The organism is Neptunomonas japonica DSM 18939 (assembly GCF_000422765.1).
In the GTDB taxonomy this organism is placed as follows: domain Bacteria; phylum Pseudomonadota; class Gammaproteobacteria; order Pseudomonadales; family Balneatricaceae; genus Neptunomonas; species Neptunomonas japonica.
In genome coordinates this window covers 218,101-232,031 of record NZ_AUGR01000005.1, presented here as the reverse complement: position 1 = coordinate 232,031, position 13,931 = coordinate 218,101, and the positions used below count along the sequence as shown (strand labels likewise).

General features: G+C 44.7%; 17 protein-coding genes and 1 riboswitch. Of the genes, 9 read left to right on the top strand and 8 right to left on the bottom strand.

Features of this window, described 5'->3' with window-relative positions:
* Positions 1 to 144 precede the first annotated feature (144 nt).
* Positions 145 to 645: a GNAT family N-acetyltransferase gene (locus G511_RS0105320; protein ID WP_036551315.1), complete on the top strand. Its 501-nt coding sequence runs from the start codon at positions 145 to 147 to the stop codon at positions 643 to 645.
* Between the two features lie 87 nt (positions 646 to 732).
* Positions 733 to 1,728, top strand: a complete 996-nt coding sequence (locus G511_RS21895; protein WP_051221596.1) for a hypothetical protein — start codon at positions 733 to 735, stop codon at positions 1,726 to 1,728.
* A 49-nt stretch (positions 1,729 to 1,777) separates the two neighbouring features.
* Here the strand turns inward: G511_RS21895 and G511_RS21890 are convergent, their stop codons facing one another.
* The 5 genes from G511_RS21890 to G511_RS0105295 form a co-directional block, all read right to left on the bottom strand.
* Positions 1,778 to 2,074: a DUF3144 domain-containing protein gene (locus G511_RS21890; protein WP_036551312.1), complete on the bottom strand. Its 297-nt coding sequence runs from the start codon at positions 2,072 to 2,074 to the stop codon at positions 1,778 to 1,780.
* Positions 2,075 to 2,220: 146 nt separating this feature from the next.
* Complete coding sequence (locus G511_RS21885; RefSeq protein WP_036551308.1) at positions 2,221 to 2,679, bottom strand: MarR family winged helix-turn-helix transcriptional regulator; 459 nt, start codon at positions 2,677 to 2,679, stop codon at positions 2,221 to 2,223.
* Positions 2,680 to 2,873: 194 nt separating this feature from the next.
* Positions 2,874 to 3,218: a YceI family protein gene (locus tag G511_RS23770; protein WP_051221594.1), complete on the bottom strand. Its 345-nt coding sequence runs from the start codon at positions 3,216 to 3,218 to the stop codon at positions 2,874 to 2,876.
* Positions 3,187 to 3,462: a hypothetical protein gene (locus G511_RS23765; protein WP_051221592.1), complete on the bottom strand. Its 276-nt coding sequence runs from the start codon at positions 3,460 to 3,462 to the stop codon at positions 3,187 to 3,189. The genes G511_RS23770 and G511_RS23765 overlap by 32 nt, the downstream gene beginning before the upstream one ends.
* A gap of 26 nt (positions 3,463 to 3,488) precedes the next feature.
* Positions 3,489 to 3,917 carry an organic hydroperoxide resistance protein gene (locus G511_RS0105295; protein WP_028468712.1) on the bottom strand — a complete coding sequence of 143 codons (429 nt, stop codon included), beginning with the start codon at positions 3,915 to 3,917 and terminating at the stop codon, positions 3,489 to 3,491.
* A gap of 382 nt (positions 3,918 to 4,299) precedes the next feature.
* Here G511_RS0105295 and G511_RS0105290 point away from each other — a divergent pair, with 382 nt between their 5' ends.
* From G511_RS0105290 to G511_RS0105265, 6 genes are all read left to right on the top strand, one after another.
* Entirely contained in the window at positions 4,300 to 4,977 is a 678-nt protein-coding gene (locus G511_RS0105290; protein WP_169565714.1) for an AzlC family ABC transporter permease, read from the top strand.
* Positions 4,970 to 5,299: an AzlD domain-containing protein gene (locus G511_RS0105285; protein ID WP_028468710.1), complete on the top strand. Its 330-nt coding sequence runs from the start codon at positions 4,970 to 4,972 to the stop codon at positions 5,297 to 5,299. The genes G511_RS0105290 and G511_RS0105285 overlap by 8 nt, the downstream gene beginning before the upstream one ends.
* A 57-nt stretch (positions 5,300 to 5,356) precedes the next feature.
* Entirely contained in the window at positions 5,357 to 5,662 is a 306-nt protein-coding gene (locus G511_RS0105280; RefSeq protein ID WP_028468709.1) for an NIPSNAP family protein, read from the top strand.
* Between the two features lie 152 nt (positions 5,663 to 5,814).
* Positions 5,815 to 5,955: riboswitch (cobalamin riboswitch) on the top strand.
* Positions 5,956 to 6,054: 99 nt separating this feature from the next.
* Entirely contained in the window at positions 6,055 to 10,479 is a 4,425-nt protein-coding gene (locus G511_RS0105275) for a cobaltochelatase subunit CobN (RefSeq protein WP_028468708.1), read from the top strand.
* Positions 10,480 to 10,483: 4 nt separating this feature from the next.
* Positions 10,484 to 10,939 (top strand): MotA/TolQ/ExbB proton channel family protein, encoded by a 456-nt coding sequence (locus G511_RS0105270; RefSeq protein WP_028468707.1) that lies wholly within the window; start codon positions 10,484 to 10,486, stop codon positions 10,937 to 10,939.
* Positions 10,926 to 11,258 carry a DUF2149 domain-containing protein gene (locus G511_RS0105265; RefSeq protein WP_028468706.1) on the top strand — a complete coding sequence of 111 codons (333 nt, stop codon included), beginning with the start codon at positions 10,926 to 10,928 and terminating at the stop codon, positions 11,256 to 11,258. The genes G511_RS0105270 and G511_RS0105265 overlap by 14 nt, the downstream gene beginning before the upstream one ends.
* 190 nt (positions 11,259 to 11,448) lie before the next feature.
* Here the strand turns inward: G511_RS0105265 and G511_RS0105260 are convergent, their stop codons facing one another.
* The 3 genes from G511_RS0105260 to G511_RS0105250 form a co-directional block, all read right to left on the bottom strand.
* Positions 11,449 to 11,739: a hypothetical protein gene (locus G511_RS0105260; protein ID WP_028468705.1), complete on the bottom strand. Its 291-nt coding sequence runs from the start codon at positions 11,737 to 11,739 to the stop codon at positions 11,449 to 11,451.
* 111 nt (positions 11,740 to 11,850) lie between these two features.
* Positions 11,851 to 12,330: a redoxin family protein gene (locus G511_RS0105255; protein ID WP_028468704.1), complete on the bottom strand. Its 480-nt coding sequence runs from the start codon at positions 12,328 to 12,330 to the stop codon at positions 11,851 to 11,853.
* 61 nt (positions 12,331 to 12,391) lie between these two features.
* Positions 12,392 to 13,165, bottom strand: coding sequence for a hypothetical protein (locus G511_RS0105250; RefSeq protein WP_028468703.1), 774 nt, complete (start codon positions 13,163 to 13,165; stop codon positions 12,392 to 12,394).
* A 94-nt stretch (positions 13,166 to 13,259) separates the two neighbouring features.
* On the opposite strand from G511_RS0105250, the gene G511_RS0105245 reads away from it, so the two are divergent.
* Positions 13,260 to 13,823: a MarR family winged helix-turn-helix transcriptional regulator gene (locus tag G511_RS0105245; protein WP_028468702.1), complete on the top strand. Its 564-nt coding sequence runs from the start codon at positions 13,260 to 13,262 to the stop codon at positions 13,821 to 13,823.
* The last annotated feature ends 108 nt before the right edge of the window (positions 13,824 to 13,931 follow it).

The following is a 13,931-nucleotide window of genomic DNA, read 5'->3' as shown; positions in this document are numbered from 1 at the left end:
CGATTACTTTAGCTGTGATTTTCTAATGTCCGTATAATCAGGTGCGATAACATCGTTCGTTTTGTGCACAGAGCTAAATCTGTCTGTTGTGCTTTCCCGCAATTGTCAGCATTTTTAAGTATTGGTTAGGAGTATTATTAGCGTATGTATGAGTTAACTATTCGCTCTGCAAGAGAAGAAGATCTTGATAGATGTTTTGAAATAGAGTCTGTGTCTTATGCCGGTGATGAAGCCGCTACAAAAGAAAAAATACTAAAGCGAATTAAAATATATCCTCAAGGCTTTATTGTTTTAGAGAACCAAGAAGAAATCATTGGTTTTATCAACTCTGGCGCCACTCATAACGTAGTACTGTCTGACGAGGAATTTAAAGAATTAATCGGTCATGACCCAAGTGGTGAGCATATTGTCATTATGTCTGTTGTTGTTCATCCCAAATATCAAGGCAAAGGTATGGCTGATAAGCTAATGAATAGCTTCATTGGTAGTATGAGAGAACTTACAAAAACTGAAATATATTTAATTTGCCAAACTGAGTTAATTCAAATGTACGCTAAGCATGGGTTTGTACATCTCGGCGAATCAGATTCTGATCACGGCGGGCTTAGCTGGCATGAGATGTCACTCTCACTAAAAAACTCATAACTTAGTGCCTGCATAGGGAACGCTATCCGTTCCCTTTTTGAGCTACAATAGAATGCTCATTTCTAAGATTTATATGTAGTAATCTTGATGTTAACTAAAAAATCAATCACTCGCCTTGTGCTTATTTGCTTTGTCGTTTTCCTGAGTGTGCTCGGTTACAGAACATGGCTGCTTAATAGCACTAAATTTATCAGTTTTGATAAGCAGCTAGAAGAGATATCAGGGATTGAGTTTGATAAAAAGCAGCAGCTTTGGGCTATTAATGACGGGGGGGATTCCCCCAGGCTTTATCAGCTAGATGGTGTTGGTAAGATTGAGCGTAGTATTGAAATAGAGAATGCTAAAAACTGGGATTGGGAAGACATGACCCAAGACGATTTTGGACACTTCTTTATTGGTGATTTTGGCAATAATGATAATGATCGTGAATGGCTGACCATCTACAAAATTGAAAACCCTACTGATATCAAATCTGCTAGCACTCGTGCCGAAATCATTAAGTTCACCAACCCAGAGTTTAAGGTCGGGTTAGATGAGCAAGTACGTAAAAATGCACACTACGATGTGGAAGCATTTATCTACTATAAGCGCAGTCTTTATCTATTCACTAAAAATCGTTCTAGCCCGTTTGATGGTAAAACGCGGCTTTATCGAATAGGTGATTATGCGGCAAATTTCACAGCAAAATACATCAATGAGTTTTCGACTTGCACCACTATTAAAGAGCTATGCTGGGTTACATCAGCAGCCCTAAGTCCAGACAGAAGCAAGCTAGTGCTATTAGATTCAGAACGTCTATGGTTGTTTGAAAACTGGCAGGGAGATGATTTCTTCTCTGGAGATGTACATCAAATTGATCTTGGTATCGTGACTCAAAAAGAGGCAGTGGCCTTTTATACTAACAATATTATTGTTTTTGCTGACGAGGTGTTTAGCGGAATTGGTGGTAATGGTTACGTCATTAGGTTAGATAAAGTTAAGAAAAAATTGATTCAAAAATCTGGAAAACTGATTAATGCTCCGGCTGTGAAAATGAAGCCGCCAATAGAAAAAAGTGATCTGAAAGCTACATCACAAAAGTAGCTAAAGATCTGACATCCTGTCAGATCTTTGTATAAGGTATGCGCCGCTATTAGTGGCTTTCAGTCTTATTTTTAAGTGATTCAAAATGTTCGATATGCTGATCTAAGTTTTCTTCCAGCATTTCAGAGTACTGGTTTGTGAACCACGATAATGCATCGTTGCGTTCTGCCGCTAAATCCTTCGATTTATACGCCGTTTCATGAGCACTAAAACGTGCAGCGGCATAACGTAGTGCAGCGCCTACATCTTCTAAGTCTTTATTGTCTGATGTCACTAAGCGATTGGCTACATCAATAAACTCATCGGCCATTTTAAACAAGTTTGCAGCAGCTTCTTTATCAATCATTCTGGGACTACCTAACTAAGTTGGGTTGTTATTAAGAGGCAAAACAACCTCCTACTTATTTTTTGTGTACTTTACAGTGGGTACCAGGCCGGTGCAATTATGCAGGATGCTTAAACTGTCTTGCTCTGTGTCAGAGTAAAGCCAGCTTAATGGTTGATGCTTGTCTCTGCTTGGGGAGATCTCAATTGCTGATTGAGGTCATGCAGTTGCGAGAGTAACGCTTGAAAGCGCTCTGGCGCTAGCCCAGTTGAGCAAGCAACGTCTTTTTGAATAGTGGCAATATCATCATGTAAGGCTTTTGCTTTTGGCGTGAGGCTAATCATTACTTTTCGCTCATCATCGCTGGCTCTTTGGCGAGTGACGAGCCCGGACTGCTCCATCCGTTTTAATAGCGGTGTGAGTGTTGCCGAATCAAGATAGAGCGCTTTGCCTAGATCTTTGACGATCATTGTATCTTGCTCGCTTAAGACGAGGTACGCCAGATATTGTGGGTACGTCATACTCAGCTTAGCTAAGCTCTTTTTGTATTTTTTAATAATAGCTTGAGAAGTGGAGTATAAGGCAAAGCACAGCCGCTCATCGATAGGGGAGAGTGTGTTTGTCATCTTATTGTTACCTATGAAAAAAGAGAGCTGTTTATGACAAGTGTAGCGCTCGTGTGGAGCATGGCAAGCAGGTTTTTACTTCTTAGCTATGTTAACCAATAAGTGGTTTTATTTAAGTCGCTTAGTATTAGGTAACGGGGTTGATGCCAACCCCCGTTACAACAGTATTTTATGCGTGCTTTAAAAAGAGCTGATTATTTTAAAACCAGGTTGAAACTGACCGGAATCGAATGGCCAATACTCGCTAGCCCTGCAAGTTCACGTAGTTTTTCTATTCCTGTATCTAAGCCAAAATCAGCTGCTTTTACAATAATGGGCTGCTGCGTAGAGGCTAAAATAGTTTTGCCATCAGACATCACGGTTACATTAGCTGTAATAGGTTTTTCAAGACCATGAAAATCAAGTAGGCCATCAACGCTAGTGGTAAGGACACCTCCTTGCTTAATTGCACTGAGCGCTTCAGCAGATAGCTGTGCATTTAAGGTAGCGACTTTAAAGTTAGCAGTATCAAATAGATGCTCGCGTATCTCGGATGTCAATTTGAGTCTTGATGCTGTCTAAATCTAATTTAATCTCTAATGCACCCGTATCGCTTAAGCTACCTTGAAGCTTTGTAATCTGGAATATTTCAGCTGCATTCACTTTTTTAACTGAAATAAAACTCAATGAAGATTGCGAGTTATCCAGTTGCCAATCGGCCTGAGCACTCATGCTAGTGACGCTAGCAAAAGCCGTAATTAGTAATGCCTTGGATACTGAAAGTTTAGATGAACGTTGTGCCATGGTAGATCTCCTTATCATGCATAATTTTACGTTATGAGGTTTAGTGTCACATCAAGGTTACCGCGTGTAGCATTAGAGTATGGACATACATGATGTGCTTTGTCGATCAGCTCTTTGGCTTGAGTGCTATCAATCCCTGGCAGGGAAATATTCAATGTAGCGGTGACAGTAAACGCATCACCAATAGGCCCGATACTGACTTCACCTGACACAAGGGTGTCTTCCGGGAAGGCTACTTTTTCACGTGTGCATACAACACGTAGTGCACCAATGAAACACGCCGCATATCCCGCTGCGAACATTTGCTCAGGGTTTACGCCAAACGTACCTGCACCACCTAATGCTTTTGGTGTTGTTAGTGCTAAGTCCAGTGCTCCGTCGTCTGATTTGATATGGCCTTCGCGGCCACCAGTTGCTTCTGCATAGGCGGTATAAAGAATTTTTTCTGGTTTCATTGTGATTTTCCAAACAGAATTAGGTGTCGATAATTATTTATATAGCGCACTATCAAATAGTGCGATATATTTTTATGTATGTAAAGTGTTTTTTATTAATGAAACGAGCCCACTGTTGACGGTTGTTGTAAGGTGCAGTTGTAGAATAACGACAGGTGAAGTAAATATTGTCGCCAAAGAGGAGGTGCTCTTGATATTGTGTGGGTTCTTTTACGCAAAAGTGTTTTGCCTAGAAAAGTAATACAAGGCGCTGTTAAGTTATTGAGTGCGCTAGTGAGTGAGCGTAACCTTCCTCAATGTTGTTTAACTCTTTAAAGGGTAATAGTTAGTTATGCAGGTGAGGGATTATCGATCACAATTTTGGCAAGGGGTAAGGGATCTGATGCCGTTGGTTTCAGGCGTTTTGCCGTTTGGTTTAATTGTGGGTGCCAACGGTGTAGCTTTGGATATGAGCCCCGAGTTAATCATGGGAATGACGGTGTTGTTCTTTGCTGGATCAGCACAATTAGCAGCAATGCAGCTTATCCAAGAAAATGCAGCATTTGTGGTAATTGTGTTAACCACCATCGTGATTAATTTACGCTTTGCCATCTATAGTGCAACATTCGCCCCGTTGTTTTACCCCCTGAAGAAGCGTTTCCGGCTTCCCTTTGCATATCTATTGTGCGATCAGGCCTATGGCTTGTGTATTACACCTGATCAGCAACAACGCACGGATGCAGAACGCATTAGTTATTACTTAGGCACTGCTGTGGCATTGTGGGTTAGCTGGATATTGGCGGTAATACTGGGCATTGCAGTGGGAGCGAGCATTCCTCCTGAATGGATGCTCGGCTTTACTATTCCTCTGGCGTTTCTGGCGATGTTAATGTCGACTATTACTAATCGTCTGTTGTTAATTGTTGCGGTGGTTTCGGGACTAGCCGCTATCTTTTTACAGGGTCTACCTTACAACTTAGGCTTTATTTTGGCGATTGTGGGAGGGGTTGTTGCGGGCTTGATATTACCGCGTATTGCCGGCCGCTCGTTTAACTCAGTGATGGGGCGTCCACATGAGTGAGTTGAGTTTGTGGGGACTGTTTTTTGTATGTGGCCTAGCTACCTTCTTAATACGCCTTTCTTTTATTCAGTTGCATGGAAAACTAGGGCCACTATTAGCGCGTTGCCAGCCAGTGCTCTTGTTGTTACCCCCAGCTATTTTAGCTGCACTGTGCATCCCTCCGATTGTCTTTAGTAAACAAGTTGATGGCTTACAAGTAGAGCTAGCGCAAATTTTAGCAGGGTGTGTGGCTGTTGTTTTTGCAAGTTATTTTAAAAGTCTGCTTTGGCCGATCTTGGGCGGCATGACTTTTTTATGGGGCTATCGCTGGTTAATCGGTTAGGACGAAAATAGAAGACGTTTAAATTAAAAAACTTAATGCCTAGATAAGGAGATTTAAATGGTAACCTGTTATTTACGCTATGTGATTGATCCATATAAGCTTGTTGAATTTGAAAAGTACGCGAAGATGTGGATCCCTTTAGTTAATAAGTTTGGCGGCGTTCACAACGGGTATTTTCTGCCTTCTGAAGGTGCAAACAATATAGCGCTGGCACTATTTACTTTTCCAAGCCTAACCGAATATGAGCAATATCGTATTGATTCGTTCAATGATGCTGAGTGTCTTGCCGCTTTTGATTATGCAAAAAGTACCCGCTGTATTCTGAGCTTAGAACGTAGTTTCTTTAAACCAGTATTTGAGTGATAAGAGGCAGACTCTATACACATCATAGAAAAGAATCCCGCTAAAGCTTTCGGATCAGCGCTCTTTGGGGCGCTTACTAAACCCCTAGTTTAAACCCTCACTGGACACTCGTCAGGATTGCCCTAATTGACTTAACTTTGCATCACCTGTACAAACACGGGCGTTACTGAGCTGTTGATCCGATCAATGCTCTCATGGAACCCGGTGTGAATCCGGGGCTGTTCCCGCAACTGTAATTGCTTAGCGTTTCGCTAATGCAAAAGCCAGATACATGAACCAGTAATTTATATATGCACCGGGCGGGAAAACGCGGTATGACATGTTCTGATGAGTATTATCAGCGGCATACGTTTGTCTCCTTTTTTTACGCCACTACCTGGAGATTAACATTTATGCGTTCGTTAATACTGACGCTTCTGCTTCTCATGCAGACGACAGCTCAATTTGCTTGGGCTGCTACGCCTACTCAAAATAAACAAGACTATTTACTGGTGTTGGTTTCCCAGCGCAATGCCGAGACCGTTGCCGAGGCTGCTCGCCAGTTTAGCCAGCGTTATCCTCAACTGGTTGTCAAAGCACGTACGGATGCTCAATTGCGTCAGTTACCTGAGCAGCAAACCGCCGATCTGATTAACAACAGCGAAGCTATATTAGCGATAGGCCTCTATGGTCCCAGCGTGGCTGAATTACAGCCACTGCTACGCCAGGTAAAAAGACCATTACTCGTGCTCAACAGCGATCACCGCCTGGTGAAACTTAGCCAGCTCGAACACAGAGCCGTGTTTGATAATGACCAACAGTTACGTGAGATAAGCAAAGCCCATCCTGATAACGACTTTGATGGCTGGTTGAATCAGCAGCTACAGCAGTATCCAAACCAAGCCCAGTGGATTAGAGCACGTAGTTACTGGCAGGCAGGTGGTAGTGAAAACGCTAGCCTACTCTTTAGCTGGGTTTATCAGCGTCTGGGAGCCGCTACTAAAATTGAAACTCCCTCTCCAGTTCCTAGGTTAAGGTGGTTATATAAAGGGCAGCTCAGTACTGAAATACCTACGTTAAGCGATCAACCACTGTTGGTGGTTATCGACCATGCGGGAGGAGGGCGGCCTGCTGATGCAGCAATGCTACGCGGTTTATGTGAGCAGGCACGAGAGCGAAACGGTAGCGACTGCTTGACTGCTCTCGCTTACTGGGGAGAGGCCGGTGTTGATGCAGTAGAGCAACTCAAGCCTTACAGTAAGCAGCTGAGCGCTATTGTTATGCTACAAGATTTTGTTATTGGTGGCGGTGAGGGGCGCGGAGCAGTTACTGAGATTCTCAAACAGCTTAATGTGCCCGTGATTAAAGCAATCAAACTGCGAGACCGCACAGCGCTGGAGCGCCACTTATCTTCAGATGGGCTCGCGCAAGAGAAGGTTTACTATCAGGTAGCAATGCCCGAGCTACAGGGAGCTAGCCAACCTTTGGTTATCGCAACCGCTGGAGACAACATCGATGATCCAATCTCCGGTATCCGAGTGCAGGCAATCGCTCCATTGGCAGAAGGTGTTGATACTCTATTAGCGCGTATCAAGCGTTGGCAAACCCTGCAAACTAAGGCTAATAACGATAAACGCATTGCCATCATCTATTACAACCATCCTCCTGGACGCCACAATATTGGTGCTGATAATCTCGATGTTCCCGCGTCACTCTGGCAGATTCTGCAGCAGCTTAAGGCTGACGGTTACGACACAGGAGAGCTACCGGCATCACAGAAAATATTGCTGGATATGATGCAAGAGCGTGGAGTTAACCTTCCTCAGGATGCTCAAGCACTCAAAACGATGAGTCCGAAAATCACTAAAGTGGCGGCAAAGAATTATCAGCAGTGGTTTAAGCAACTGCCCGCGAGCGTGCAGCGAGAGATGGAGTTTGGCCCCTTTGGTTTACTGCACGAGCAGCTTGAAGCTGCAATAAAAGCGGGCAAACCAGAGCTGGCTGAAAATGCATTGCAGCACACCATGGAGGAGATGTATCACCTGCTGGAGGGTGTTGATCATAAGGCTCGCCAGCGTGCATTAATTTTACTGGGTCAATTAAAATCCTGTTATCAACAAAGCCTCAGTCCTAGTAAAAACTCAAATAAGCCCAGCGATAACAAACTCTGTATGGACGATGCGTTGTCTATCATCAAAGCCTTGCAGCAAACCGGTATTGAAGGCCTTGGTGGCTGGGGTAAAGCACCGGGTAATGTGATGACTTATCAAAACCAGCTGCTGTTACCGGGTCTGACGTTTGGCAATATTTTCATTGGTCCTCAGCCACCTCGTGGTTGGGAAATTAACGAAGAACTACTGCATGCTAATTTAGCGTTCCCTCCGCCTCATCAGTATTTGGCATTTTACCAGTATCTACGTGATAGCTTTAAAGCGGATGCATTGGTGCATTTAGGGCGCCACTCAACGTATGAGTTTTTGCCACGTCGCTCGGTTGGGGTCGCAGAAGATGACTATTCGCGTATTGTTGCCGCTGATATTCCCGGCATTTACCCTTACATTGTTGATGGGGTGGGTGAAGGTATTCAGGCTAAACGCCGTGGGTTGGCGGTGATGGTGGACCATTTAACACCACCACTTAAGAGCACGCCTTTATATGATGAGTTACTGCAATTGCGCCAACTTATCGAAAGTTTTGAAACCAGCCACGGTAGTGGTAATCAAGCCGTTGCCAACCGACTAGTGCAGCAAATTCGTGACAAGGTGGAGCAGTTGGAACTTAAGGATGAACTGGCCGAGTCGATGTCTGCCGAGTTGTCGATTATGGGAATCAGTTTCGATGAAGTAGACGACGATATGTTAGTGCATGAGATAGGCCACTACCTGACTACCTTACAAGAAAAGTTTATGCCGCTAGGGTTGCACATATACGGCAAAGACTGGACTGATCAGGCCGTTGATATGATGTTGAACTCAATGGCAGCCAGCGATGAAGAACAGCAACGGGAGTGGCAGAAAAAACTACAGCTATCACCTGCAGCAGAGGCGCAGTCATTACTCAACGGTCTAAGTGGAGGATTTATTACACCAGGGCAGGGTAATGATCCGATTCGAAGCCCAAACAGTTTACCCACAGGACGCAACTTCTATGCGCTAGATAGCAGTCTTATTCCTAGTCGAGTTGCCTGGCAGCTAGGAAAACAGATGGCCGAAGATGCACGTAGCCGCAACCTGCAAAGTAATCAGCAAAACCCAGATAAAAGTGAAGCATTGGTACTGTGGGCATCAGACGTAGTACGCGATGAGGGAGTGATGATTGCTTTTGGGCTGGATATGCTGGGTATTGAGCCGGTGTGGAATAGCCGTGGCTTAGTTAAAGGTTTGAAGCCTCAAGTACTTGATAATGGGCGTGTCAGGCGCGATACCGTATTCACTACATCGGGCCTGTTTCGTGACCTTTATGGCCAGCAAATGATGCTGCTTAATCGTGCCACCCTGATGGCGCTGGATACCAGTGCAGATACTATTATTAAAGACTACCCAGCGCTTACATTGGCTCTACAGCAGGCGTTATCCCCATTGGGGAAACTTGCCGTCGGCGGTAAGGAAAGCTTGCAACAAAACCAAGTAGCTAAGCATTGGGTGAAGCAGGCGCAAGCCTTACTTCTGCAAGGGAGTTCCGCTGAGCAAGCCGGTGTTGTAGCCAGTTTTCGTGTGTTTGGTGATGCTCCCGGCAGCTATGGCGCCGGTATTAATCGCCTTGTTGAGCGTTCGGGTGCTTGGGAGCAGCGCTCTGAATTAGCGGATGTATATTTGCGACGCCTCGGCCATAGCTATGGTGCCGAAGGCTTTGGTAAGCCCGCAGCACAAGCATTTCGAACGGCATTATCTGACGTAGAAAATACCTACTTTGGTCGTTCCAGTAACCTCTATGGGCTCATCGATAATAATGATGCCTTCGATTACTTTGGTGGGTTGAGCTTATCAATTGAGACCCTAACTGGCCAAACGCCCAATAACTTTGTATTGGATCACTCCAACCCAGAACAGATCCGCACTCAACCTTTAAGTGTGGCGCTGAGACAAGAGTTAAGAGGACGCTTTCTTAATCCTGAGTGGCTGCAAGGCTTGATGCAACACGATTATGCTGGCGCTCGCACGATGGGAAGTGAGTTTCTTGAATATCTGTGGGGTTGGCAGGTGACTAACCCAAGCTTAGTCGGTGATTGGGCGTGGGAAGAGGTTAAAGCTGTCTATATGGATGACCGCTACGACTTACAACTCGATGAGTTTCTGGAGAAGGGCCATAACGTGCATGTTAAAAGCAATATGCTGGCCGTGATGTTGGTGGCTGTGCATAAAGGGTTTTGGCAGGCTGATAAGCAAACGATCGCTGAGTTAGCGGATAAGTTTGCTGAGTTGGTTACTAAAAATGGCTTGCCCGGAAGTGGCCATACCGATCCGGATCACCCAATGCTCCCTTGGCTAGAACAGCACCTAAGTGCTGAAGATTGGCAAGCTTTGGAGCAGACGATCAAGGCTGCTAAAGGGGAGCCTGAAGACCAAGCTAAAAAGGCAGTGGAGATCTATCGCCTGACAGAGATACAGCAGCTGCAAGAACAAGCTGTTCAGACATCAAAACAGCAAAGTAAACCTTCTGAGCAGCAAGTCAAGCCGGATAGTGGTCAAAAAGCGGCTACAACAAAAGCAACTGAGCAGCAGTCGGTTGTAGACGAATCTTATTGGCAGTGGCTGGCTCTGGCGTTGTTATTAACTATTATCGGTGCGGGTTTTTATCGCGGCATTCGTCACGCCAAACAACACGTAAAAGGAACCTAGTTACATGATTCACGGTATTGTTCTTGGTGCTTTGCATCAGTTTGTTGATCTATTGTTATATCCAGTACTCGTCGCTTTGGCGTTGGCCGTTATGATGACGTTATGGGAGCTGGGGTTAATGATAGCGGAGCGCTTTATCACCTTGCCAATTTACGCTAAAGGCAGTGATCAGCGTTTTGGCCATTATGCTAATTGTCGGCTTGAGCGCACTGACCTATTGGCTCGTGTAGGCCCTATCCTCGGTCTGATGGGAACTTTGATTCCTTTGGGGCCGGGCCTTACAGCGCTAAGTGCAGGAGATATCGATATCCTAGCAACGGCACTGACCGTTGCTTTTGATACGACAGTGGTGGGGCTATTAGTAGGCTTGTTCGCTTATTGCATTAGCAGGATACGGCGCCGTTGGTATGAGCATACTTGGACTCAACTAACCCAGAGCAGTAACCATGAAGCAGCCTGAGAACAAAAAGCCGTTACCTTGGCAAAGTGGTCGCTTTAGTGAGGGTGATAATGACCCGCTAACAGGTTTCGCTAATATCATGGATGTTATGTTGGTGTTTGCTCTTGGGCTGATGTTGGCACTGGTCTCGCAAAGCCAGGAGATGCGTGAGCATTTTAAGCTAGACGGTAAAACTGAAGTTACCGAAGGGCGTGAACTGGTTGAAGCGCCGGATGCGATTGAGGAGATGATTAACGGAAAGGCAAATGGTATGGAGTCGCTAGGGCAGGTTTACCGTGATCCTAAGACGGGCAAGCTTATTCTTGTGGGGGGGCAGTAATACAGGTTCCGTTTCGTTCATTACAAAAAAAGCCGCTGAACTATAAAATAGTTAGCGGCTAAGAGTCTGTACATGAAGAGAGTATAAAAAGTGTGAACCTGAGTTTTTGAGCCTGTAAATCTGAACCTAGAACTATTCCTATCAATAGTGGTAAGAGTTGAATGAGGGAGGCTTAGCTCCCTCAGAGTAATTAAAGCTGTGCTTCTGTTGATCCTGCTGGTGCAGTTAAGCCTGCAAACACAACAGTGTTGCCATAAGTGCTGACGATATACTGACTATCGTTATCTAGCTGTGCTTCTGTTGATGCGCCTAAGTGAGACAGTGGGCTATCAACTGATGCAAAACCTTGTGCTGAAGCAACATGACCGGCAGCGAGATTAGCTTCAACAGAGTGTTCAGAAAAGTCACTTAAGCCAGCAGCAAATGCCTGTGAAGCGAAAAGAGCAGAAGAAAGAAGAGTAGCCGTAAGTAGAGTTTTCATAATGTTATTTCCTTAAGTTTGTTCAGCGTGTTTCGCTGTGATGGTGCTACTTTAAAACCCGTAACTGAAACCAAACTGAAATAGGAAAAATTATTTAAATATTCATAAAATTTATTCTTCGCTGATGATCTGGCCAATGGCATTTCCTACCTGCATATCGCTTAAGCGGCCAAAGTGATTGAGCCTTATTTGCCCCTGTTGGTCGATTACAATAAGTGTAGGAGTGCCTTGCATATAGTAGGCGGCCATCGTTTTTGGAATAGCCCCTGTGTTTGACGGGGCATCTACCGCTATGGGAAATGTGAGCTGATACTCCGATGCAAAAACCTCGAGTGCTTCTACCGTCATTACGTCATGGTGTTCAAAAACAGTATGTAGGCCAATGAGTTGCACATCGTCATGTGAATATAGCTCGTGTATAGCGCCAGCTTGGGGAATGCCATGTACGACACAAGCCGGGCATAGCATTTGAAAGGCATGAATGACGACTACTTTTCCTCTTAAGTCGGATAAGGTGAGTGGTATATCTGTGTTAAGCCATGTCAGGGCTTCTAACTCGGGTGCTTGCCCGTAGGTAATGATGTTTTGCATGCTGTTTCTCCTTTTTTTATTGCCTCGAAGAAAGAAACATCCTTGTCGCTAGGTTTGCTGTTTATTGGTTTGCTTTGCCCGGAAGACTTAAATCGCCTGAGGCAATATCGATGACATTAACCACACATAACAGGGGAGCGTGCACACTTTGGTTAACACGTAAGCCTGCAGTGACGCCATCAAATGAGGTCTTCTCAAAAACCGTAATGTCATCAAAGGCGACGTTAACTTCTACAGTATCACCATTAAATACAGGATCCCAACCGGGGCTGTCTAATAGGATAGGAAGTCCTGGCCAGGTTTTAGGTAATTTTGGTGTAGCGCCTTCGGGGATATCAACAACGCCGAGTGCTCCTTTACCGCACTGCTCATTGGGTTGCAGGACCACCCAATGGCTGTGCCAAATATCACCATCATTCCCTGGATCATTGTCTGCGTTTTCATCATAGAGTGGCGTATCGTCAAAATCTGGGTGTGCTGTTACTGCCAGTGCCAAAATACCTGCGTTACTTTCAAATCCTACGCTAGCGCTATCAAGGCTGGTGGGCCATACGTATGAGTAAACCGAGCTCCCCGCTAACTTCCCACTCGCACTGGGCTTGCTTGTACCTGCTTGTGAGGCGACAGCCATATGAAAGGTGGCGATATTATTTTTTGTAGTCACTTTAGTGTGAACAATGTCAAAGGTGGGCTCAATGTTTTGAGATGTGCTTAGCTTTGAATGTATACCACTGGTATGTGAGCCATCGGCAAAGCTTACTGAGCAAGTGAGTAGGGCTGTAGCCAATGTAGCTGTTGTTAGTACGGGGTGGGTGAGTAAATGTTGAATCTTCATGGTTACTATCCTTTTGGTATTGACTCGAAACAATATTATGATGAAGTGGTTTTCTCTGCTTGTCAACAAGGTATTGATTCGATACTATTTGCTTATGAATAAATTGATAGATCAGCAATTACTGGAAAGGTTGGCGAGTTTACTGCGAAGTGAAAGCAGGGGAATGCTCCTAGAGCATGGTTTGCAGCCCGTACAGTTTGAAGCATTACAATATATTGCGAACTGTAACCGTTACTCAGATACGCCCATGGCCGTGACTGAATTTTTGGGGCAAACCAAAGGTACGGTATCGCAAACACTTAAAGTGCTTGAGAAAAAAGCATTGATAGAAAAGCTCACAGATGAAAAAGATAAGCGTGTTACACATCTGAAAATAACCGAAGCGGGGAGAGCGGTAACACAGCAGATGTTGCCTTCTCCTATCTTGAAAGCAGCCAGTGATCTTATGAGTACTGATGAGGTTGCCATGATCAACTCATCCTTACAGACCTTGCTGTATCAGCTACAGAACGCTAATGATTTTAAACCTTTCGGCCAATGTTCTAGCTGTGTTCATAATACTCAGCAAGCCTCTGGTGAGTACTTGTGCGGCCTAACTCAAGAACTGCTTACGCCAAATGATGTTCAGCTTATTTGTCGTGAGCATCAGTATTCTTAAGTGATAAAGCCATAGGAGGAAATTATGTATATAAAATGCTTCCATGCAAAACATTATTATAGCTTCTCATATTGGAAGAAATTCACCTGTAACTTATTTGCAAGTTAT